At 73.9% G+C, this 20678-nt stretch carries 17 protein-coding genes and 1 tRNA gene; 2 read left to right on the top strand and 16 right to left on the bottom strand.

Features of this window, described 5'->3' with window-relative positions; all coding sequences use genetic code 11:
* Window positions 1-32: 32 nt before the first annotated feature.
* The 7 genes from atpE to RCG67_RS08530 form a co-directional block, all read right to left on the bottom strand.
* Entirely contained in the window at window positions 33-236 is a 204-nt protein-coding gene (gene atpE, locus RCG67_RS08560) for an ATP synthase F0 subunit C (RefSeq protein WP_017833261.1), read from the bottom strand.
* Between the two features lie 117 nt (window positions 237-353).
* Complete coding sequence (atpB, locus tag RCG67_RS08555) at window positions 354-1148, bottom strand: F0F1 ATP synthase subunit A (protein WP_368825724.1); 795 nt, start codon at window positions 1146-1148, stop codon at window positions 354-356.
* A gap of 397 nt (window positions 1149-1545) precedes the next feature.
* A complete protein-coding gene (locus RCG67_RS08550; RefSeq protein WP_368825723.1) occupies window positions 1546-1944 on the bottom strand; it encodes a hypothetical protein in 399 nt (132 codons plus the stop codon).
* Entirely contained in the window at window positions 1941-3059 is a 1119-nt protein-coding gene (locus RCG67_RS08545) for an MraY family glycosyltransferase (protein ID WP_368825722.1), read from the bottom strand. The genes RCG67_RS08550 and RCG67_RS08545 overlap by 4 nt, the downstream gene beginning before the upstream one ends.
* The gene (locus RCG67_RS08540; RefSeq protein WP_368825721.1) at window positions 3056-4984 is read right to left on the bottom strand and encodes a polysaccharide biosynthesis protein; all 1929 of its coding nucleotides are present in this window, start codon (window positions 4982-4984) and stop codon (window positions 3056-3058) included. The genes RCG67_RS08545 and RCG67_RS08540 overlap by 4 nt, the downstream gene beginning before the upstream one ends.
* A 68-nt stretch (window positions 4985-5052) precedes the next feature.
* A complete protein-coding gene (locus RCG67_RS08535; RefSeq protein ID WP_368825720.1) occupies window positions 5053-5892 on the bottom strand; it encodes a glycosyltransferase in 840 nt (279 codons plus the stop codon).
* A 4-nt stretch (window positions 5893-5896) separates the two neighbouring features.
* On the bottom strand, window positions 5897-6814 hold the full coding sequence (locus RCG67_RS08530) for a glycosyltransferase (RefSeq protein ID WP_368825719.1): 918 nt from the start codon (window positions 6812-6814) through the stop codon (window positions 5897-5899).
* Between the two features lie 208 nt (window positions 6815-7022).
* Between RCG67_RS08530 and RCG67_RS08525 the strand changes: the two genes are divergently transcribed.
* Window positions 7023-7994 carry an NAD-dependent epimerase/dehydratase family protein gene (locus tag RCG67_RS08525; protein ID WP_368825718.1) on the top strand — a complete coding sequence of 324 codons (972 nt, stop codon included), beginning with the start codon at window positions 7023-7025 and terminating at the stop codon, window positions 7992-7994.
* Between the two features lie 30 nt (window positions 7995-8024).
* Here RCG67_RS08525 and RCG67_RS08520 read toward each other — a convergent pair whose 3' ends face one another.
* From RCG67_RS08520 to argS, 9 genes are all read right to left on the bottom strand, one after another.
* Window positions 8025-9077, bottom strand: coding sequence for an L-threonylcarbamoyladenylate synthase (locus tag RCG67_RS08520; protein WP_438612652.1), 1053 nt, complete (start codon window positions 9075-9077; stop codon window positions 8025-8027).
* Window positions 9065-9964 (bottom strand): peptide chain release factor N(5)-glutamine methyltransferase, encoded by a 900-nt coding sequence (prmC, locus tag RCG67_RS08515; RefSeq protein WP_368825716.1) that lies wholly within the window; start codon window positions 9962-9964, stop codon window positions 9065-9067. Before prmC ends, RCG67_RS08520 begins: the two co-directional genes overlap by 13 nt.
* A gap of 13 nt (window positions 9965-9977) precedes the next feature.
* Window positions 9978-11060, bottom strand: coding sequence for a peptide chain release factor 1 (gene prfA / locus RCG67_RS08510; protein ID WP_368825715.1), 1083 nt, complete (start codon window positions 11058-11060; stop codon window positions 9978-9980).
* A gap of 150 nt (window positions 11061-11210) precedes the next feature.
* On the bottom strand, window positions 11211-13496 hold the full coding sequence (gene rho, locus RCG67_RS08505) for a transcription termination factor Rho (protein WP_368825714.1): 2286 nt from the start codon (window positions 13494-13496) through the stop codon (window positions 11211-11213).
* 326 nt (window positions 13497-13822) lie between these two features.
* The gene (gene thrB / locus RCG67_RS08500; RefSeq protein WP_368825713.1) at window positions 13823-14779 is read right to left on the bottom strand and encodes a homoserine kinase; all 957 of its coding nucleotides are present in this window, start codon (window positions 14777-14779) and stop codon (window positions 13823-13825) included.
* A 6-nt stretch (window positions 14780-14785) separates the two neighbouring features.
* Entirely contained in the window at window positions 14786-15895 is a 1110-nt protein-coding gene (thrC, locus tag RCG67_RS08495; RefSeq protein WP_368825712.1) for a threonine synthase, read from the bottom strand.
* Between the two features lie 141 nt (window positions 15896-16036).
* Window positions 16037-17359: a homoserine dehydrogenase gene (locus tag RCG67_RS08490; protein ID WP_368825711.1), complete on the bottom strand. Its 1323-nt coding sequence runs from the start codon at window positions 17357-17359 to the stop codon at window positions 16037-16039.
* Window positions 17360-18808, bottom strand: coding sequence for a diaminopimelate decarboxylase (lysA, locus tag RCG67_RS08485; RefSeq protein WP_368825710.1), 1449 nt, complete (start codon window positions 18806-18808; stop codon window positions 17360-17362).
* A gap of 4 nt (window positions 18809-18812) precedes the next feature.
* Window positions 18813-20483, bottom strand: a complete 1671-nt coding sequence (gene argS / locus RCG67_RS08480) for an arginine--tRNA ligase (RefSeq protein ID WP_368825709.1) — start codon at window positions 20481-20483, stop codon at window positions 18813-18815.
* 106 nt (window positions 20484-20589) lie between these two features.
* On the opposite strand from argS, the gene RCG67_RS08475 reads away from it, so the two are divergent.
* Window positions 20590-20662: transfer RNA gene (locus RCG67_RS08475), tRNA-Arg, on the top strand.
* Window positions 20663-20678: the final 16 nt, after the last annotated feature.

The raw sequence follows: 20678 nt of genomic DNA, 5'->3' as shown, positions 1-20678 counted from the left end.
TCTCTAGGGAGGACTTGTACGGGATGCGCCACTCAGGCGATGAACGCGAGCACGAAGCCCAGAATCGCGAGCGCCTCGACCACGGCGAAGCCGAAGAACAGCATCGGCTGGAGCACGCGCTGCGACTCCGGCTGGCGGGCGACGGACTGCATGTACGCGGCGAAGATCAGACCCACGCCGATGCCGCCGCCGATGGCAGCCAGACCGTAACCGATAGCACTGAGCGAACCAGTCATGAGGGGTATTTCCTTTCTAAGTGCCCGGGGGCCGGGCGTCGTAGCCGTGTCGGCTCTGAACATTTCGAGGATGGACCGAGGGGGTCCGGCCGGGGCCGGAGCAGTGCTCCGCCGGTGTCAGTGGCCCTCTTGCAGGGCGCCCTGGACGTAGACGGCGAAGAGGAGGGTGAAGATGTAGGCCTGGAGGACCTGGATCAGGATCTCCAGGAAGTAGATGAACACGCCGAGCACGGTGGACCCGAGGGCGACCACGCTGATGGCGCTGGCCTGCGAGAGCAGGTATCCCGTCATGGAGGCCGCGACCATGAGCGCCAGGTGACCGGCGAACATCGTGGCGAACACACGCAGGGCGTGCGTGACCGGGCGGATGATCAGGTTCGAGAGGAACTCGATCGGGATGAGGAAGATGTAGAGCAGCTTCGGGACGTCCGGCGGCATCGTCATCTTGCCCATGAAGCCGCCGAACCCGTGCCGCTTGATGCCCATGAAGACCCAGGTGACATAGGCGATGCCGGCCAGGACGTAGGCGGAGCCCGCGTGCGAGAGGGTCGGCAGCTGGAGCACCGGGATGGAGCCGAAGAGGTTGTTCACCAGGATGAAGAAGAAGAAGGTGAACAGCAGCGGGATGTAGGGGCGGAACTCCTTCTCACCGATGATGTCCCGGCCGAGGTGGTTGCGCACGAACCCGTAGCCGCTCTCCGCGAGGTACTGCGACTTCGAGGGGACGAGGGCGTTGCGGCGGATGGCCCACATGAAGAAGCCGGCGATCAGGACGACCGACAGGAGGATCAGCAGCATCTGCTTGCCGAAGCCGAAGGTGCCCAGTTCGAAGAAGTAGGGCAGGTGCATCTCGTCGACGGTCGGGGCGGTGAATCCTCCGGTGGCGGGGAGCCTGATGAGGGCGGCGTTCAATGCGGGTCCTTTCTGCAGTGCTCTGGCCGGTGGTCACGGTCGGGGCGCCGAGTCCGGGCCGGACTGGTGCGGGTTGTGAGGATCTGCACCGTCGGAGGTCGGACTCCGACGGAGTCCCTCCTGCATGTGGAGGTACACGACGTAGATCCCGGACGCGGCGCCGATGCACGCTCCCAGGACCACGATCCACCGGGTTCCCAGCACGCGATCCGCACCCCACCCTACCAAACTCCAGAACCCCATCCCGATCACCACGTAGAGCAGTGTCGTGAGGCCTCCGGAGAGTCCTCCGCCCTCCACGAGCTCCCCCGCGGTGCGCAGTCCGGGAGGGTCGGGGGGCGCTCCGTCCGGCGTCCCCGGCGGCGGGGAGCCGTCCGGGCGCCGGGCGTCGTCGCGGTCATCCCTGCTCATGGTCGTCCTGCTTCCTGTCGTCGGTGCGCCCGGGTGCGCCGGGCGTCTCCGGGCGCGCGGCCTCGGCCGCCCGCCGGGCCTCGAGCAGCGGTCCCAGGGCGGCGCGGGTGCCGCGGGCGCCCGCCCGGGCCGCGAGGACCAGGGAGACGACGAGCGCGCCCAGCACGCCCGCCGCGGTCCAGCCCGGCACCAGCCACGGCGGCGCCGGCACGGTGAGCAGCACCCAGCCGAGCAGCAGCACCTTGAGCACGTAGGTCGCGGCGAGCGCGGGGGCGGCGACCGGCCCGTCCGCCCCCGCGGTGGCCCGCGCCACGAGCAGGGTGGCCAGGTGGCTCGCGGCGATCAGTCCGGCGCCGAGCAGGGCGCTGAGGGCGGCCGCGCTCACGGGCGGGTCCCCGCCCGGGACCGGGACGCCGCCCGGCGCCCGAGCAGCCCGGGCAGCACGAGGTAGAGGGCGAGCACCGCGAGCACGAACGCGCCGGCCAGGGCCGTGGCGGCCGGCCCCGTGCGCAGGCCCAGGACCGAGGCGACGCTCACGAGGACGGTCGCGGCCGTGACGACGAGCGCGGAGCCCGTGTGGGACAGTCCCACGTCGGTGAGCCGCTGGTAGACGTGCTGGCGGTGCGGCCGGTACCAGGCCTCCCCCGCGCGGACCCGGCGGAGCAGCGTCACGGCGGTGTCGGCCACGTAGACCGCGAGCGGGGGCAGGAGGTACTCGACGTAGACGCCCGAGAGGAACGCCGCGACCGCGATGCCGGCCAGCGACCCGCCCAGCAGGTAGGAGCCGACGTCCCCGAGGAACACGGTGCCGCGGCCGAGGTTCCAGGGCAGGAACCCGGCGAAGCCGCCCGCCACGGCCAGGCCGGCGGCGACCATCCACGGCAGGTCGTTGGACGCCCCGGCCCAGGCGTAGAGCAGCCCGGCGGCCAGGCCGTGCAGCCCCGAGATGCCGTTGATCCCGTCCATGAAGTTGGCCATGTTCACGTAGGCCGTGATCGCGAGGGTGCCCACGGGCAGCCACCACGCGGAGGTGCCCAGGACCGCGACGAGGACGGACGTGGCGGCCAGGCCGATGCCCAGCTGGACGGCCAGGCGCACCCGCACGGACACGCCGCGGTAGTCCTCGGCCCAGCCCAGCGCCGCGAACAGCGCGGCGACGGCCAGGACCACGAGCGCCACGGAGCGGTCGACCTCGATGGCCCCGGTGAGCAGCGCGGAGCCGTAGGCGAGGAGCACGGCCACGGCCACGGCCAGGCCCATGCCCCGGACGACCGTGCGCTGGTGGGAGGAGCGCTCGTTGGGGACGTCGAGCACGCCCCACCGGGCGAGCAGGGGCTTGACCGCCAGCGGCAGCAGGAGGCTGAGCACGAGGGCCGGGGCGCCGACCGTGAGGACGAGCTCCCCGAGCCGGCGCAGCTCCTCCGCGTCGGGGGCGGCTCCGGGGTCGGTGAGGTCGAGGCCGGCCGGGAGCAGCGCGGCCGGGACCGTGGCCGCGCTCACGACGCCCGCCCCGAGGAGCTGCGCGGGCGCTGGACCGACGTGGGCGGCGGCTGCGTGGACGGCCGCACGACGGGGATCGTGCCCGTGTAGACCATGCCGCCGCGCACCTTCCACGTGTGCCGGTCCAGCTGGGCGGGGTCGAGGCGGTCGGCGCGCGCGTGGGAGATCTTGGGGTGGAAGGGCCGCTCGTCCTTCTCGCCGAGACCGATGAGGTCCTCGTGCAGCTTCTCCCCCGGGCGCAGCCCCGTGACCTCGATCTCGACGTCCTCGCGCCCGCTCATCACGCGCAGCCGCTCGGCGATGTCCATGATCCGCACGGGCTCCCCCATGTCGAGGATCAGCACCTCGCCGCCGCGGGCGATCGCCCCCGCCTGGATCACGAGCTGGCAGGCCTCGGGGATCGTCATGAAGTAGCGGGTGGCCTCGGCGTGCGTCACCGTGATGGGGCCGCCCTGCCGGATCTGCTCGGTGAACAGGGGCAGCATCGAGCCGCGGGAGCCGAAGACGTTGCCGAAGCGCACCGAGGCGTACCGGTGCCCGGTCCGGTCGGCCATCCAGGCGGTGAGCTTCTCCGCGACGCGCTTGGAGTGGCCCAGCGCCGTGGTGGGGTTGGCGGCCTTGTCGGTCGAGATGTTGACGAAGACCTCGACGCCCGCCTCCTCGGCGGCCTGCAGCACGTTGAGGGTGCCGATGACGTTGGTCTTCCACGCCTCGTCGGGGTACTGCTCGAGCAGCGAGACGTGCTTGAGCGCGGCGGCGTGGAAGACCACCTGGGGCAGGCGGTCGCGGAAGATCGTCCCGACGGACTCGGGGTCGCGGATGTCGGCGAGGACGGTGTCGCGGCCGTCGAGCAGGCCGCGGCCCGTGATGGAGATCTGGGTGCTCTGCAGGGCGGACTCGTCGCGGTCCACCATGATCAGCTCGGCGGGCTCGAAGCCCACGAGCTGGCGGCACAGCTCGGAGCCGATGGAGCCGCCCGCGCCCGTGACCAGGACGCGACGGCCCTTGACGTAGCCGGCGATCTCCTCGACGTCGATGTCCACCGGGCGGCGCCCGATCAGGTCCTCCATGCTGATGTCCCGGAAGTCCGTGGCGCGGTGCTCGGCGGTGAGCACCTCGCCGAGCGGGGGCATCGTCATGACCCGGATCCCGGTGCCGGCCACGGCGTCCGCGACCCGGTGCATGATGCGGGGCTCCGGGCTGGACATCGCCACGATGAGCACGGAGGCGCGGGTCCGGGCCATGACGTCGCGGACGTCGTGCAGGGTGCCGAGCACGGGCACGGACGAGATCCGCAGGTGCTTCTTGGCGGGGTCGTCGTCGAGCAGGGCCACGGGCAGGAACTCCGAGTGCGGGTCCTGCATCATGCGCTGGATGAGGAACGTCCCGAGGTAGCCGGCGCCGTAGACGACCACGTGCTGGGCGGACGCGCCCGGGCGGGCGGAGGCCTCCTGGTACATCCGCTTGAGGTAGCGGAAGGCCGCCATGAACAGGCACGCGAAGGGGAACGCGATCAGGGCGGTGGAGCGCGGGATGCCGATGCTCGTGCCCACCAGCAGGAGCAGGACCTGGAGCACGGCCGTGACGATGAGGGTGACCACGACCAGGAGCTTGGCCTCGTCGAAGCTGCCGAAGGAGTACCGCCCCTTGTACAGGGCGAAGGAGAAGCCGACGACGAGCTGGGCGGCCACGGCCACCAGGGAGACCAGCAGCAGTCCGGGGGCGCTGATGAACTGGAGGTCCATCTCGTAGCGCAGCACCAGGGCGAGCACGAGGGCCACGGCCCAGGCGACGGAGTCCAGCAGCATCTGGATCCACAGCCACGCCACGGGCCGGTCCGGCGGGGAGGCGCGGGGCGGTGCCCCCCTGCCGGCGTCCCCGGGGGGCACCGCCGTGCCGGCGGGGCGCTCGGGCTCACCACTCATCGCGGAAGTTCCTTTCGTGGTCGGTGCCGGAGCCGGGGGCCGGCGGGCTGGGGTCCGGTGCGGGACGGTCAGCGGCGGGGTGCGCCGACCATGGCCCGGTAGGCGAGCTCCCGGAGCCGGGTGGGGACGAACCGGTAGCCGCCGCGCACCACCACGTTGCGCACCCATTGTAGGAACCCCACGTGGCCGATCCCGCGCAGCCGGGCCTGGAGGGCGAGCTCCGCGCGGAGCACGCGCCACCCGCCGCGCCGCTCGTAGGAGCCGGCGGAGACCCGGTAGCCGACCAGCGGCTCGGGCACGTTGCGCACGTCGGCGCCGGCGCGCAGCATCCGCACCCACAGCCAGTAGTCCTCGGCGAGGGGCACGTGCACGTAGCCGCCGGCCGCCCGCACGGCCGAGCGCCGGAAGACCACGGTCGGGTGGCTCACGGGGTTGCGGCGCCGCGAGACGGAGCGGATGTCCCGCTCCCCCACCGGGGCGCGGCGCAGCGCGATCGGGGTCCGCTCGTCGTCGCCGATCTCGTGCATCGAGGAGCCCACCAGGTCGGCCCCGGCCTCGATGACGGGCAGCTGCACCGCGAAGCGGCGGGGGTAGGAGACGTCGTCGGCGTCGGCGCGGGCCACCACGTCGTGCCGGCACCGGTCGAGCCCGGCGTTGAGCGCCGCGGCGAGCCCCTGGTTGCGCTCGAGGTCGACCCGCACGACCGGCACGGGCAGCTCGCGCGCGAGGCGGTCCAGCTCGGCCTCGAGCGGCGCGGGGACGGGGCCGTCGCGCACGACGACGAGCTCGGCGGGCCGGCGCCGCTGCTCGATGGTGGCGGACTCGGCCGCACGGCGCACCCGCTCCGCGGTGTCGGCGCGGTAGACGGGCATGAGCACGGAGAACTCGAGGTCCGGGGAGCCGCTCACGTCGTCACCGCGGCCCGCCGAAGCCGCGGCCGCGCATCCCGCCGACGTAGCGGCTCGCCCAGGACGCGAGACCGGCCGCGTCCCGCCGGCGCAGGTAGTAGAGGGGGTAGCCGACGAGGTCGGCGCCGAGCTGGACGACCCGCTTGTACCGCCACGTGGTCCAGCCCCGGTTGCGGAAGAAGTGCGCGCGCTTGAACGCGGTGGTGGGCACCACGACCTTGAGCCGGCCGGGGACCACGACGTGCTCCTCGTCCCAGCCGGGCGGATGGGCCACGGCGGTGCGCGTGGTGGTGCCGAAGGGCAGCCCGGAGCGGCGCAGCCGCACGAGGAAGTCGACCTCGTCGCCGCGCAGGAAGAGCTTGAGGTCCGGGAGCCCGACCGTGAAGAAGACGTGCTCGGCCATGAGGGCGCCGTTGAAGAAGGTGGCGTGGCCGGGCAGGAAGCCGAGCGGCTCCAGGTCGGCGCGGGAGTGCGTGATCCGCCCCTCGAGGCGGTGGGAGAAGGCCAGCGCGCCGTGGTCCTGGGGCGCCACGACGAGCGGGGAGACGACCGACAGGTCCCGCCGGGCGGCCTCGTGCAGGAGGACCTCGAGGCAGTCGGGGCCCTCCGGGCGGGCGTCGTCGTCCATGAGCCAGACCCGGTCCGCGCCGGTGGCGAGCGCGGTCAGGATCGCGAGGGAGAACCCGCCGGCCCCGCCCAGGTTGGCGAGGGAGCGCACGAGCCGCAGCTCGAACCGGCCGTCGACCGCCTGCTCCAGCGCCTGCCGCGGCAGCGGCTCGCGCCCCGCGTCGACCAGGCACAGGGACGCGACCGGCACCGTCTGCTCCCGCAGCGCGGCGACGAGCGCGAGGACGTCCTCGTGCCGGTCCTGGGTCACGCAGGCCACCGCCACCGTGGGGGTGGGCGTGGGGTCGGACGGCATGCGGCTCCTCCAGTGCGGTGGCGGGTGCGGTGACGGGTGCGGGGGTCCGGCGCGGGGTGGCCGCCGGGACGTCCCGAGTCTAGCAAGCGGCCGCCGGACGGCCGGGCCGGCGGGCCGCGTCGCCCCGCCCCCGCACGGGCCGGTCTGTACGATGAGCGCAAGGATCCGGACGACGGCGACCGGCAGCGGCCGGCGGAGAGGAAGCACCGTGACATCGACGACGTGGGCAGTCCTGGGAGCGACGGGGTTCGTGGGTTCCGCGACCGTGGCCCGGCTGCAGGCGGACGGCCAGACGGTGGTCCCGGTGTCCGCGCCGCGGCTGGGGTCCGGGGCGCGCACGGTCCACCACCTGCTCCAGCAGGCCGGCCGGCTCGAGTCCGTCATCGACTACCTCGCCGAGTCCTTCGCCGGCGCCCACGTGGTCGTCAACGCGGCGGGCCTGGCGGCCCCGGACCAGACCCACGAGGAGTCCCTCGTCGGGGCGAACGCGCTGCTGCCGGTGCTCGTGGCGCTCGCGGCGCGCCGCACGAGCGTGCGCCGGATCGTGCACATCAGCTCCGCGGCCGTCCAGGGCGACGTCGACGTCCTCGACGAGACCCCCACGGTCCGGCCCTTCTCCCCCTACTCCTTCTCCAAGGCCCTCGGCGAGAGCGCGCTCCTGAAGCTGCGCCGCGACTGGGCGGGCGAGGACGGGACCCCGGCTGTCACGGTGCTGCGCGCGACCTCCGTGCAGGGCTCCGGCCGGCGCACCACGGCGCGGCTGGCCCGCTTCGCGTCCTCGCCGCTGAGCTCGGTGGCCGGCGACGGCACCGCGCACACCCCGGTGACCTCCGTGCACGCCCTGGCGGAGTTCGTCTCCCGGGTCGGGCGCCACCGCGAGGAGCTGCCGCCGGTCGTGCTGCAGCCGTGGGAGGGCGCCACCACGGCCTCCATCCTGCGGGACGCCGGACGGCGGGAGCCGCGGCACCTCCCCGTGCTGCTGAGCCGGCTCGTGGTGGACGCCGGGTTCGCGGTCTCCGCCCTGGCCGGCCACCGCTGGCACGGGGTCTTCCGCCGGCTCGAGGTGACGTGGTTCGGCCAGCGCCAGGTGCGCGGCTGGGCCGAGGAGCACGGCGCGGTCCCGGAGCCGCGGATCAGCGAGGTGCTGCGCCAGGCGCACCTCGCCGCCGGCCGGGGCTGAGCGCCGGCCGGACCCTCCCCGGGGACGGCCTCAGGACCCGCCGCGGCCGCGCGCCACGAGCCGGGCGGCCTCGTCGACCGGCAGGGGCCGCGGCTCCCCCGGCGTCCCCGGGCGCCGGACGCGCGTGCGGTCCTGGTCCACGGCCGGGCGGGCGCCCGCCGCGGAGCGCGCCACGAGCGCGGCGGCCAGGCCCTGGGCGGCGGCGGCCCGCGCCGGGCCGGGCGACGGGGGCTGCCGGTCCGGTCCTGCGGCGCCCGGGTCCGCCGGTGCGGCGGTCCCCGCGGCGGGCGGACCCGCCTCCGGGTCGGGCTCGCTCACCGCGTGCGAGCCCGCCGCCGCCCGCTCGGCGGCGGGCTCGGCGGGACCGGCGTCCGGGGCGGCGGGGCCGTCCAGCTCCTCGTCGCCGTCGGCCGGCACCACCGAGGGGACGACGGAGCGCAGCCGGGCGAGGCTCACGGTGCCGTGCCGCACCAGCAGCGGGGTCTCCCCCGTGCAGTCCACGATCGTGGAGGACACCGGGTCCGCGCCCGCGGGGCCCCCGACGGGCCGCGGACCGCCGTCCAGGTAGAGCTCCACCGAGTCCCCGAGCATGTCCGCCGCGGCCTGCGCCGTCGACGCGGCGGGGTGGCCGGTGCGGTTGGCCGAGGAGACGGCCAGCGGGCCGCTCTCGATGAGCAGCGCCTGGGCGAGCTCGTCGTCGGGGACCCGCAGGGCCACGGTGCCGTGGGTCTCCCCCAGGTCCCAGCCCAGCGACGGGTGGGAGTGGAAGATCAGGGTCAGCCCGCCGGGCCAGAAGGCGCGGGCGAGCGCGCGGGCGTCCTCGGAGACCTCGTCGGCCAGACCGTCGAGCACCCCGGCGTGAGCGATGAGCACGGGCGGGGGCATCGCCCGGGACCGCCCCTTGGCCGCAAGCAGGGTCGCGACCCCGCGGGCGGAGAACGCGTTGGCCCCGATCCCGTAGACGGTGTCGGTGGGCAGAACCACGCACGCGTCGGCCGCGAGGGCGCGCGCGGCGTGCTTGAGCCCGGCGGTGCGCTGGGCGATGCTGCTGCAGTCGTAGACGGTGGAGTTCACGGCGTCCATTCTCCCATTCCGGTCGTGCGGGCGCCGCCCCCGAGGGGCGTCCGGCCGGCCGTGGCCCGGTCCCGGCCCGTCAGGTCCTGGTGGCCCTCGACGTCCTCGAGCCCCGCCGCCCGGAAGGCGTGCGCCACGGCGCGGGCCTGCACCTCGGCGTGCTCCATGACGAAGAACCCCCCGGGGCGCAGCAGCCGCAGGGCCGAGGCCAGGGCCGCCCGCGGGAGCTCGAGCCCGTCCTCGCCGCCTCCGTACAGGGCGAGGTCCGGGTCGTGCTCCCGGGCCTCGGGCTCGCGCGGGACCGCGTCCGCGGGGATGTACGGCGGGTTCGAGACGACCACGTCGCAGCGGCCCTCGAGCTCCGGGAACGCGGTGCGCAGATCGCCCCGGACGAGCTCCGCGCGCGTCCCGCGCAGGTTCTCCGCCGCCCAGGCGTGGGCGGTCCCGGAGAGCTCCACGGCGTGCACGCGGGCCTGCGGCACCTCGTGCGCCACCGAGGCGGCGATCGCCCCGGAGCCCGTGCCCAGGTCCACCACGTGCGGGCGGTGCACGCCCGCGGCGAGCTGCTCGCGCAGCTCGTCGACCACGGCCTGCACCACGGTCTCCGTCTCGGGCCGGGGCACGAACACCCCGGGCCCGACCGCCAGCGTCAGGTAGCGGAAGTGGGCGACGCCCGTGAGGTGCTGCAGCGGGATCCGGCGGGCGCGCTCGGCCACCAGCTCCGCGTAGCCCGCGGGCTCGTCCCCGCCGATGATGGCCCGCGCCTCGACCTCCCCCCGGGACAGGCCCGTGAGGTGCCCCGCGAGCAGCAGCGCGTCGGTGCGCGCTGAGTCGATCCCCGCCTCGGCGAGCACCTGCTCCGCCCAGCGCACCGCCTGGCCCAGCGACCTCGTCATCCCGGGCCCCCGCTCAGCCGTCCTGCTGGCCGATGGCCTCGAGCCGGGCCTGCTCGTCCATCTCGATCGCCGAGCGCACCACCGGTTCGAGGTCCCCCGCCATGACGTGGTCGAGGTTGTACGCCTTGTACCCGGTGCGGTGGTCGTTGATCCGGTTCTCGGGGAAGTTGTAGGTGCGGATCCGCTCGGAGCGGTCCATGGTCCGGACCTGGGAGCGGCGCTGCGCGGCGTTGTCGGCGTCGATCTGCTCCTGCTGGTGGGCCAGGATGCGGGCGCGCAGCACCCGCATCGCGGCCTCGCGGTTCTGCAGCTGCGACTTCTCGTTCTGCATGGCCACCACGATGCCCGTGGGCAGGTGCGTGATGCGGACCGCGGAGTCGGTGGTGTTCACGGACTGGCCGCCGGGCCCCGAGGAGCGGTAGACGTCGATCTTCAGGTCGTTCTGGCTGATCTCGACCTCCTCGGGCTCGTCGACCTCCGGGAAGACGAGCACCGCCGCGGCGGAGGTGTGGATCCGGCCCTGCGACTCGGTGACGGGCACGCGCTGGACGCGGTGCACCCCGCCCTCGTACTTGAGCCGCGCCCACACGCCCTCGGCGGGGTCCGTGGCGCTCGACTTGATCGCGACCTGCACGTCCTTGTAGCCGCCCAGGTCGGAGTCGTTGGTCGAGATGAACTCGGTCTTCCAGCCTCGGGCCTCCGCGTACTTGAGGTACATGCGCAGCAGGTCCCCGGCGAAGAGCGCGGACTCGTCGCCGCCCTCCCCGGCCTTGACCTCGAGGATCACGTTGCGCCCGTCGTCGGGGTCGCGCGGGACGAGCAGCCGGCGCAGCTTCTCGCGGGCCGCCGTGAGCTGCTCCTCGAGGGCCGGGATCTCCTCGGCGAACTCGGGCTCCTCGGCGGCGAGCTCGCGGGCCGCGCCCAGGTCCTCCTCGAGGCGCTCGACCCGGCGGTGGGCCTCGACGATGCCGTTGAGCTCGGCGTAGCGGCGCCCCAGGCGGCGGGCCTTGCCCTGCTCCGCGTGCACCGCGGGGTCGGCGAGCTGCCGCTGCAGCTCGGCGTGCTCGTCGAGCAGGGACTGGATCGGGTCCGGCATGGGACGCTCCTTCGTCGGGCGTTCATCGGGCGGCTTCGTCGGGCCGCGGTGACGGCGGCGGGCGGGTCGCGCGCGGGCGGGGCCCGGGCACGACGACGCCGCCGCGGCCCGGTCCGGGATCCGGACCGGGCCGCGGCGGCTGCGGGCGTGCTAGCGGTCGCTCTCGGCGCGGGCCGACAGCGTGGTCTTCTGCACCTGGAGCAGGAACTCGGTGTTGGACTGGGTGTCCCGCAGCTTGTTCGTGAGCAGCTCGAGGGCCTGCTGCTGGTCGAGCCCGGAGAGGACCCGGCGCAGCTTCCACATGATCTTGATCTCGTCCGGGGACAGGAGGTTCTCCTCCCGGCGGGTGCCCGAGGAGTTGACGTCCACGGCCGGGTAGATCCGCTTGTCCGCGAGCGAGCGGGACAGGCGCAGCTCCATGTTGCCGGTGCCCTTGAACTCCTCGAAGATGACCTCGTCCATCTTGGACCCCGTCTCCACGAGGGCGGTCGCGAGGATGGTGAGCGAGCCGCCGTTCTCGATGTTGCGGGCCGCGCCGAAGAACTTCTTCGGCGGGTACAGCGCCGCGGAGTCCACGCCGCCCGAGAGGATGCGCCCGGACGCGGGGGCCGAGAGGTTGTAGGCACGGCCCAGGCGGGTCATGGAGTCCAGGAGGACCACCACGTCCATGCCCATCTCCACGAGCCGCTTGGCCCGCTCGATCGCGAGCTCGGCGACCGTGGTGTGGTCGTCCGCCGGGCGGTCGAAGGTCGAGGCGATGACCTCGCCCTTGACCGTGCGCTGCATGTCCGTGACCTCCTCGGGGCGCTCGTCGACGAGCACCATCATGAGGTGGACCTCGGGGTTGTTCGTGGTGATCGCGTTGGCGATCGCCTGCAGCATCAGCGTCTTGCCGGCCTTCGGCGGGGAGACGATCAGCCCGCGCTGGCCCTTGCCGATGGGCGCGACGAGGTCGACGACGCGGGGCCCGATCTTCTTGGGCTCCGTCTCGAGGCGCAGCCGCTCCTGCGGGTACAGCGGGATCAGCTTCCCGAAGTCCACGCGGTCCTTGTTCTCCTCGGTCTTCTTGCCGTTGACCGTGGTCAGCTGGACCAGCGCGTTGAACTTCTGCCGCGTGTTGTTCTGCTGCTCGCCCTCGCGGGGGGCGCGGATGGCGCCGACCACGGCGTCGCCCTTGCGCAGGTTGTGCTTCTTGACCTGGGCGAGGCTGACGTAGACGTCGTTCGGGCCCGGCAGGTAGCCGGAGGTGCGCACGAACGCGTAGTTGTCGAGGACGTCCAGGATGCCCGCGACGGGCAGCAGGACGTCGTCCTCGGTGAACTCCGTGTCGTCGACCTCGGGACCGGCGTTGCGCCCGCGGCGGTTGCGGCGCTCGTTGCGCTCGGCCCGGTCGTTGCGGTCGCTGCGGTCCCGGTCGCGGTCGTTGCGGTTGCGGTTGCGGCGGCTGCGGCGGCTGCCGCCGTCGCCGTCCTGGCCGCGGTTGTCCTGGCGGTTGTCCTGACCGCGGTTGTCCTGGCCCTTGCCGTCCTGGGACTTCCCGCCCTCGGAGCGGTTGTCCCGCTTGCCACGGCCGTCGCCCTTGTCCTGGCCCCGGTTGTCCTGGCGGCCGTCCTGGCCGCCCTTGTCCTGCCGGTTGTCCTGGCCGCCCTTGTCCTGGCGGGCGTCCTGCCGGTTGTCCTGGCCCCGGTTGTCCTGACCGCTCTTGTCCTGGCCGCGGTTCTGGTTGCGGCTGCGGTCCTGCTTGGGCTGGTCGTCCTCACGGCCCTCGGCGGAGCGCGGCTCCTCGGGCCTCTGCCCGGCGTCCTGGCCGCCGCCGTTCTGACCGCCGCCGTTCTGGCCGCTGTCGTCGCGGTTGCGGTTGCGGCGGCTGCGGTTGCGGTTGCGGCCGCCCTCGCCCTCGGAGGCGTCCTCGGCGGGGCGCTCGGCCTGCTGCGGCTCGGCGGTCCCCGGCTCGGTCGCCTGCTGCCCGGTGCTCTGCGGGTCGGTGCTCTGGTGCCCGGCGGCCTGCTGCTCGGCGGCCTGCTGCTCGGCGGCCGACTGCTCGGCGGCCGGCACCACGCCGGTGCTCGTGGCCCGGCGGGAGCGCGTGCGCCGCTGCGGCGGGGCGCTCTCGGTGTCCTGGGCGGCGGCGTCCGCGCCGGTCCGCTCGGCGGCCGGGGCGGCGCCCTGGTCGGCGCTGCCGTCGGCGGTCTTCTCGACCGTCTGCGCGATCTTCTCCTCGACGGCCTTGTCCCGGTCGGCCACGGCTCCGCCGCGCTGGTGGGCGGCGATCGCGTCGACCAGCAGGCTCTTGCGCATCCGGCGGGCGCCGGTGATCCCGAGCTGGGAGGCGAGCGCCTGGAGCTGCGCCAGCTTGAGCGCGGACAGGCCCGCGTTCCGGGGATCGGTGGTGGTGGTCTCTTCCGTACCCGTGGAAAGGTCGGTGGTCTCGGTCACGAAGTGTCCTTCTCCCTCGGTGGGGGGCCCATGGATCTCAGAGTCCAGGACCGTGGATGGTTCCCGGCGGGCCGCGACGGCGGGCCGCCTGCGGCGGGGCGCACTTCAGGGCGCGGCAGCCTGGGCGAACAAGGTGTTGCCCGCAGGATCGTGGTGCGCTCCGGCCCGTGTCGGTGCGGACCGGTGCGCCGACGGCATCGAAGAAGCCGGTGCCGGCGGGGGATCACCGGAGGATCTGAGGTGGTGGAGCCGAGGACCTCCGGGCATCGGACCGGGGCGCTGCCCCTCATGATGCCCGCTGTCCTCACCGCGCCGGACGCGGTCTCCTACCCCTGGATCTGCTGCGGGTGCCTCTCCAGCTTAGCACCCTGGCCGTCGACCCGCAGACGGAGGACACGCCAGGAGACGGAACCGGAGTCGGCACCGTGCCCCACGAGCTCCTCGAGGGCCTGTTCCGTCTGCTGCGCCTGGTGCCGGTCCGCGGCCAGGACCAGGACCGTCGGTCCGGCCCCGGAGATCATGGCCGGGAGCCCGCGCTCCCGCAGCGCGGTCATCAGCCGGGCGCTCGGCGGCATGGCCGAGGCCCGGTACGGCTGGTGCAGCCGGTCCTCCGTGGCGGGCAGCAGCAGCTCGGGGCGGCGGGTCAGGGCCTCCACGAGCAGGGCCGTCCGCCCGGCGTTGACCGCGGCGTCGTGGTGCGGGACGGTCGTGGGCAGCAGGGACCGGGCCAGCCGGGTGGGCACCTCGAAGTCGGGGATCGCGACGACCGGGACCACGTCCTCGTGGACGGTGACGGGGGCGCTGCGGTAGCCGTCCGTGCCGGTCCAGGAGATCACGAGGCCCCCGTAGAGGGACGGGGCCACGTTGTCGGGGTGGCCCTCCATGGCGGCGGCGACCTGGAGCAGGCGGCGGCCGTCGAGGACGCGCTCCGCCGGCAGCAGTGCGTTCGCCGCGAGCACGCCCGCCACCACGGCGGAGGCGCTCGAGCCCATGCCGCGGCCGTGCGGGATCCGGTTGGTCGCCTCGAGCCGCAGACCCGGCAGCTCCTCGACGCCCGCGGCCCGGAGGGCGGCCCGCATGGCGCGGACCACCAGGTGCTCCGCGGACCGGGGCACGGACGCGGAGCCCTCGCCGTGGAGCTCGAACTCCAGCCCGCCCTCGATCACGGTCACGGCGAGGTCGTCGTAGTGGCCGAGCGCCAGCCCCAGGCTGTCGTAGCCGGGGCCCACGTTGCCGGTGGAGCCGGGCACGCTCACCGTGACCCGCTGGCCGATCTCGAACATCGGGGACTACTCCAGGCCCAGGGCGGCCGCGACGGCCACGACGTCGAAGGGCACGCGCTGGGGCTCGACCAGCGCGGGGTCCTCCTTCTCGGCGGCCTTGATCGCCCACTGCGGGTCCTTGAGCCCGTGGCCGGTCACGGTGATGACGATCGTCCTCCCCGTGGGGGCCTCCCCCGCGGCGTGCTTCTGGAGCAGGCCGGCGACGCCCGCGGCGGACCCCGGTTCGACGAACACGCCCTCCCGGGCCGAGAGCCACCGGTGGGCGGCCAGGATCTCGTCGTCGGAGACCGAGCCGATGAGCCCGCCGGACTCGTCGCGGGCGGCGATCGCGGAGTCCCAGGACGCGGGGTTGCCGATCCGGATGGCGGTCGCGATGGTCTCGGGCTCCGTCACGGGGTGGCCGAGGACCAGCGGCGCGGCCCCCTCGGCCTGGAAGCCCCACATCACGGGCAGCTTCGTCGAGACCGCGGGCAGCTCGCCCGCCGTCGGCGAGTCGTACGGCCGGGCGTACTCCTGGTAGCCCTTCCAGTACGCGGTGATGTTGCCGGCGTTGCCGACCGGCAGGATGTGCAGGTCCGGCGCGTCGCCGAGGGTGTCGACGACCTCGAACGCCCCGGTCTTCTGGCCCTCGATCCGGTACGGGTTCACCGAGTTCACGAGGAAGACGGGGTAGGACTCGGAGAGCTTGCGGGCCACCTCGAGGCAGTTGTCGAAGTTGCCGTCCACCTGGATGATGTCCGCGCCGTGCGCCACGGCCTGGGAGAGCTTGCCCATGGCGATCCGGCCCTCGGGCACGAGCACCGCGCACGTGAGCCCGGCCTGCTTGGCGTACGCCGCGGCGGAGGCCGAGGTGTTGCCCGTCGAGGCGCACACGACGGCCTCGGCGCCCTCCTCCTTGGCCTTCGTGATGGCCATGGTCATGCCCCGGTCCTTGAACGAGCCGGTCGGGTTCATGCCCTCGAACTTCAGCCAGACGGTGCTGCCGGTGAGCTCCGACAGGGCGCGCGCCCGGATCAGCGGCGTGCCTCCCTCCCCCATCGTGATGACCTCGGTGGACGCGGAGACCGGCAGCCGGTCCCGGTACTCGTTGATGACGCCCTGCCAGACGTGTGCCATGTGCTGGATCTCTTCCTGTGGACTCGGTGGTGCGAGGGGGGGCTCGTGCGGTGCGGGGGCGGCGGCCGCGCCGTTCGCGGGCGCGGTGCCGCCGCCGAAGGCGGTGCCGCCCGGTCGCGGGCGGCACCGCCTTCGGCGGTCTCAGTCGGCGTGCTCCACGCGGATCACGCCGGCGATGTCCTCGACGAAGGGCAGCCCGCGCAGGGCGTCCACGGTCGCCACGAGGTCCTTGTTGGCGCCCCGGTGGGTCACCAGCCGGATCTCCGACAGCTGCGGGTCGCCGTGCGGGTGGTCCTTCTGCTGCATCGTGAAGATCGACACGCCGTGGTCCGCGAAGACCTGGGCGATCCGCGCCAGGACGCCGAGCCGGTCCTGGACCGTCAGGGAGATCGAGAAGCTCGTGCGGACGTCGTCCATCGGCGCGGCGGGCAGCTGCGCGTGGGGGTCCGCGCCCTGCGCGGGGCCCCCGAGCACGAGCCGGCGCGCGGCCGAGACGAAGTCGCCCAGCACGGCCGAGGCGGTGGCGGCGCCGCCGGCGCCCGCACCGTAGAACATGAGGGACCCGGCGTTCGCGGCCTCGACGAACACGGCGTTGTAGGCCCCGTGCACGCCGGCCAGCGGGTGCTCCCGCGGGATCATGGTCGGGGTGACCCGCAGGTTCACGCCGTCCGAGCAGCGCTCGCAGACCGCCAGGAGCTTGATGACGTAGCCGGCCTCGCGGGCGGCGGCGACGTCGGCGGCGGTGACCCCGGTGATGCCGCGGCAGTACACGTCGTCGATCGTGAAGGTCGAGTGGAAGGCGAGGGACGCGAGGATGGCGGCCTTGGCCGCGGCGTCGTGGCCCTCCACGTCGGCCGTGGGGTCCGCCTCCGCGTAGCCGAGGCGCTGCGCCTCGGCGAGGGCGTCGTCGAACGCCGCGCCCGTGGTGTCCATCTGGTCGAGGATGTAGTTCGTGGTGCCGTTCATGATGCCCAGCACACGGTCCACCCGGTCCCCCGCGAGGGAGTCCTGCATGGGCCGCACGATCGGGATCGCACCGGCCACGGCGGCCTCGTAGGACAGCGGCACGCCGGCGGCGTCGGCCGCGTCCTGGAGCTGGCGGCCGTGCCGGGCGATGAGCGCCTTGTTCCCCGAGATCACCGGCTTGCCCGCGTGCAGGGCCCGCAGGATGCGGCTGCGGGCCGGTTCGATGCCCCCGGTGAGCTCGATGACCACGTCCGCGGCGTCGATGAGGGTCTCGGCGTCGGTCGTGAGCAGCTCCTCGGGCAGCTCGACGGTCCGCCGGGCGGTGCGGTCCCGCACGGCGATGCCGACGAGCTCGACGGGCGCGCCCACGCGGGCGGCGAACTCGGGGCCGTGGTCGAGCAGGGTCCGGGCCACCTCGGCGCCGACGTTGCCGGCACCGAGCAGGGCGACCTTCACGGTCGAGGGCGGGCGGGTGGTCTCAGGGTTCGAAGCGGTCAATCAGGCTCCCAGGTCGCGGGCGAACAGGTCTTCTTCGGTCTCGCCCCGCACGATGAGCCGTGCCTCCGGCACGTCCCCGGCGGCGCGCACGGCGACGACCGGCGGGCGGGCGATCCAGTTGTAGTTGCTGGACAGGGCCCAGCAGTAGGCACCGGTGGCCGGCACCGCCAGGACGTCCCCGGGGGCGAGGTCCGCCGGCAGGTAGACGTCCCGGACCACGATGTCGCCGGACTCGCAGTGCTTGCCCACCACCCGGGAGAGCACCGGGTCCCCCTCGGCGCGGCGGTTCGCGAGCACGGCGGTGTAGTCGGCCCCGTAGAGCACGGGCCGGGCGTTGTCGCTCATCCCGCCGTCCACGGAGACGTACCGGCGCGGTGCACCGGACTCCGCCGTGACGGTCTTGAGGGTGCCCACGGTGTAGAGGGTGCACGCGGCGGGCCCGGAGATCGCGCGGCCGGGCTCGATGGACAGGTGCGGGACGGCCATGCGCAGGGACCGGGCCGTGGTGGCCACCTGGTCCGCGAGGGCCTCGGCGATCTCGCGGGCCGGGCGCGGGGTGTCCGCCTCGGTGTAGGCGATGCCGTAGCCGCCGCCGAGGTCGAGCTCCGGCAGGGTCAGGCCGAAGCGCTCGTCGGCGTCGGCCATGAAGGCGAGCACCCGCTCGGCGGCCATCCCGAAGCCGTCGGCGTCGAAGATCTGGGAGCCGATGTGGCAGTGGATCCCGCGCAGGTCCAGCTCCGGCTCCAGGACGCACGCCGCGACGGCCTGCATCGCGGGACTGTCCCCGCCGCCCGCGGGCGCGGCCAGGGACAGGCCGAACTTCTGGTCCTCGTGGGCGGTGGCGATGAACTCGTGCGTGGAGGCGTGCACGCCGGGGGTGACGCGGATCAGCACAGGGGCGACGACGCCGAGGGTGCGCGCCAGGTGGGCGACGAGCTCGATCTCGGCGAGGGAGTCCACGACGATCCGGCCGAGGCCGTGGTCCAGGGCGCGGGTGATCTCGGCGGCGGACTTGTTGTTGCCGTGCAGGGCGATCCGGGCGGGCTCCATGCCGCCGCGCAGGGCGACGGCCAGCTCCCCGCCCGAGGCGGTGTCCACGTTGAGGCCCTCCTCGCGCAGCCAGCGCACCACCTCGGTGGTCAGGAACGACTTGCCGGCGTAGTAGACGGAGACCTCGGCGCCGATCCGCGCGAACGCCTCGGTGAAGGCGGAGCGGAACTCGCGGGCGCGGGCCCGGAAGGTGTCCTCGGAGTAGACGTACGAGGGGGTGCCGTAGCGCTCGGCGAGCTCGGTCACGGGGATCCCCGAGACGGCCAGGACGCCGTCCGCACGGCGGCGGAACGCCTCCGGCCAGATCACGGGGTCGAGCGCGTCGAGGTCCTCGGGCACGGAGAGCCAGGCCGGGGCCAGGGCTGAGCCCCCGGTGCGGGTGGTCCGTTCGACGGTCATGCGATCACATCCTCTCCGGTGCGGACACGCCGAGCACGCCCAGGCCGTTGGCCAGGACCTGGCGTGCGGCGTCGTTGAGCCACAGGCGGGTGCGGTGCAGGTCGGTGATCTCGTCCTCGCCCTGCGGCGCCACGCGGCAGGCGTCGTACCAGCGGTGGTAGGTCCCGGCCAGCACCTCGAGGTGGCGGGCCACGCGGTGCGGCTCGCGGAACTCGGCGGCCTGGGCGAGCACCGACGGGTACTGGCCCAGGGCGGCCAGCAGCTCCCCCTCCAGCGGGTGGTCGAGCAGCGCCGCGTCGAACACGGCCCCGCCCTGCCCGTCCGTGCGGGCGACGCCCGCCGCCGCGGCGTTGCGCCCCACGGCGCAGGTGCGGGCGTGGGCGTACTGGACGTAGAAGACCGGGTTCTCGTTGGACCGGCGGGTCAGCAGGCCCAGGTCGATGTCGATGTTGGAGTCCACGGAGAAGCGGGTCAGGGAGTACCGGGCGGCGTCCACGCCGACGGCCTCGACCAGGTCCTCCATGGTCACCACGTTCCCGGCGCGCTTGGACATCCGCACGGGTACACCGTCCTTGACGAGGTTGACCATCTGGCCGATGAGCACCTCGACCCGGTCCGGGGAGTCCCCCAGGGCCGCGGCGGCGGCCTTGAGCCGGGCCACGTAGCCGTGGTGGTCGGCCCCGAGCATGTAGATGCACAGGTCCGCCCCGCGGTCCCGCTTGTCCTTGAAGTAGGCGATGTCCCCGGCGATGTAGGCGGCCTGGCCGTCGGACTTCACGACCACGCGGTCCTTGTCGTCCCCGTAGGCGCTCGAGCGCAGCCACCAGGCGCCGTCCGCGAAGTAGAGGGCGCCGGAGGTCTTGAGCTGCTCGAGGAGCGTCTCCACGGCGCCGTCGTCGAACAGGGACTGCTCGTGGAAGTACACGTCGAAGTCCACGCCGAAGTCGTGCAGCGAGGACTTGATCTCGGCGAACATCAGCTCGACGCCCGCGGCGCGGAACGCCTCCTGCGGGTCCCCGGACTCGAGGACGCCCGGGTTCTCGGCGACGATCCGTCCGGCGATGTCGGTGATGTACTCCCCGCCGTAGCCGTCCTCGGGGGCGGGCTCGCCCTGGGCGCGGGCCAGCAGGGAACGGGCGAAGCGGTCGATCTGCGCGCCGGCGTCGTTGAAGTAGTACTCGCGGACCACGTCCGCGCCCTGCGCCTCGAGCACTCGGGCCAGGGAGTCGCCGACGGCGGCCCAGCGGGTGCCGCCCAGGTGGACGGGGCCGGTGGGGTTCGCGGAGACGAACTCGAGGTTGACCGCCGTCCCGGCCATCGACCGTGCCCGGCCGAAGGCCTCGCCCTGCTCCACGACGGTCCGGGCGATCTCCCCGGCGGCGGCGGCGTCCAGGGTGATGTTGAGGAAGCCCGGGCCGGCCACGTCGACGGCGGCCACGCCCGCGGTGTCCTGCAGCCGGTCCCTGACCACGGCGGCGACGTCCCGGGGCGCCTGGCCCACCTTCTTCGCGAGCTGCATGGCCACGTTGGTCGCCCAGTCCCCGTGCTCCCGGTTCTTCGGTCGCTCGATCCGCACCTCCGGCAGCCGGGCGCCGTCGGCGAGGGCGAGCTCGCCCTGGGCCACGGCGTCCTGAAGGCATGCGGATACGGCGAGAGAAAGTTGTTCTGGAGTCACCGGACCAGTGTAACCGGGCGCCGTGGAGCGCCCGTGCCGGGGCGGTCGACGAGCACCCCCGGAAACCTGCTAGTATCGTCGAGGTTCATCGCTGAGGCGGTGAAAGGCCCGCGTAGCTCAGGGGATAGAGCGTCTGCCTCCGGAGCAGAAGGCCGTAGGTTCGAATCCTACCGCGGGCACCCATGGGACGAAGGC

Origin of the sequence: Kocuria cellulosilytica (genome assembly GCF_040981245.1) — a bacterium.
GTDB lineage: Bacteria > Actinomycetota > Actinomycetes > Actinomycetales > Micrococcaceae > Kocuria > Kocuria cellulosilytica.
The sequence above is the reverse complement of the archived record's forward strand: the minus strand, read 5'-3'. Positions and strand labels throughout refer to the sequence as shown.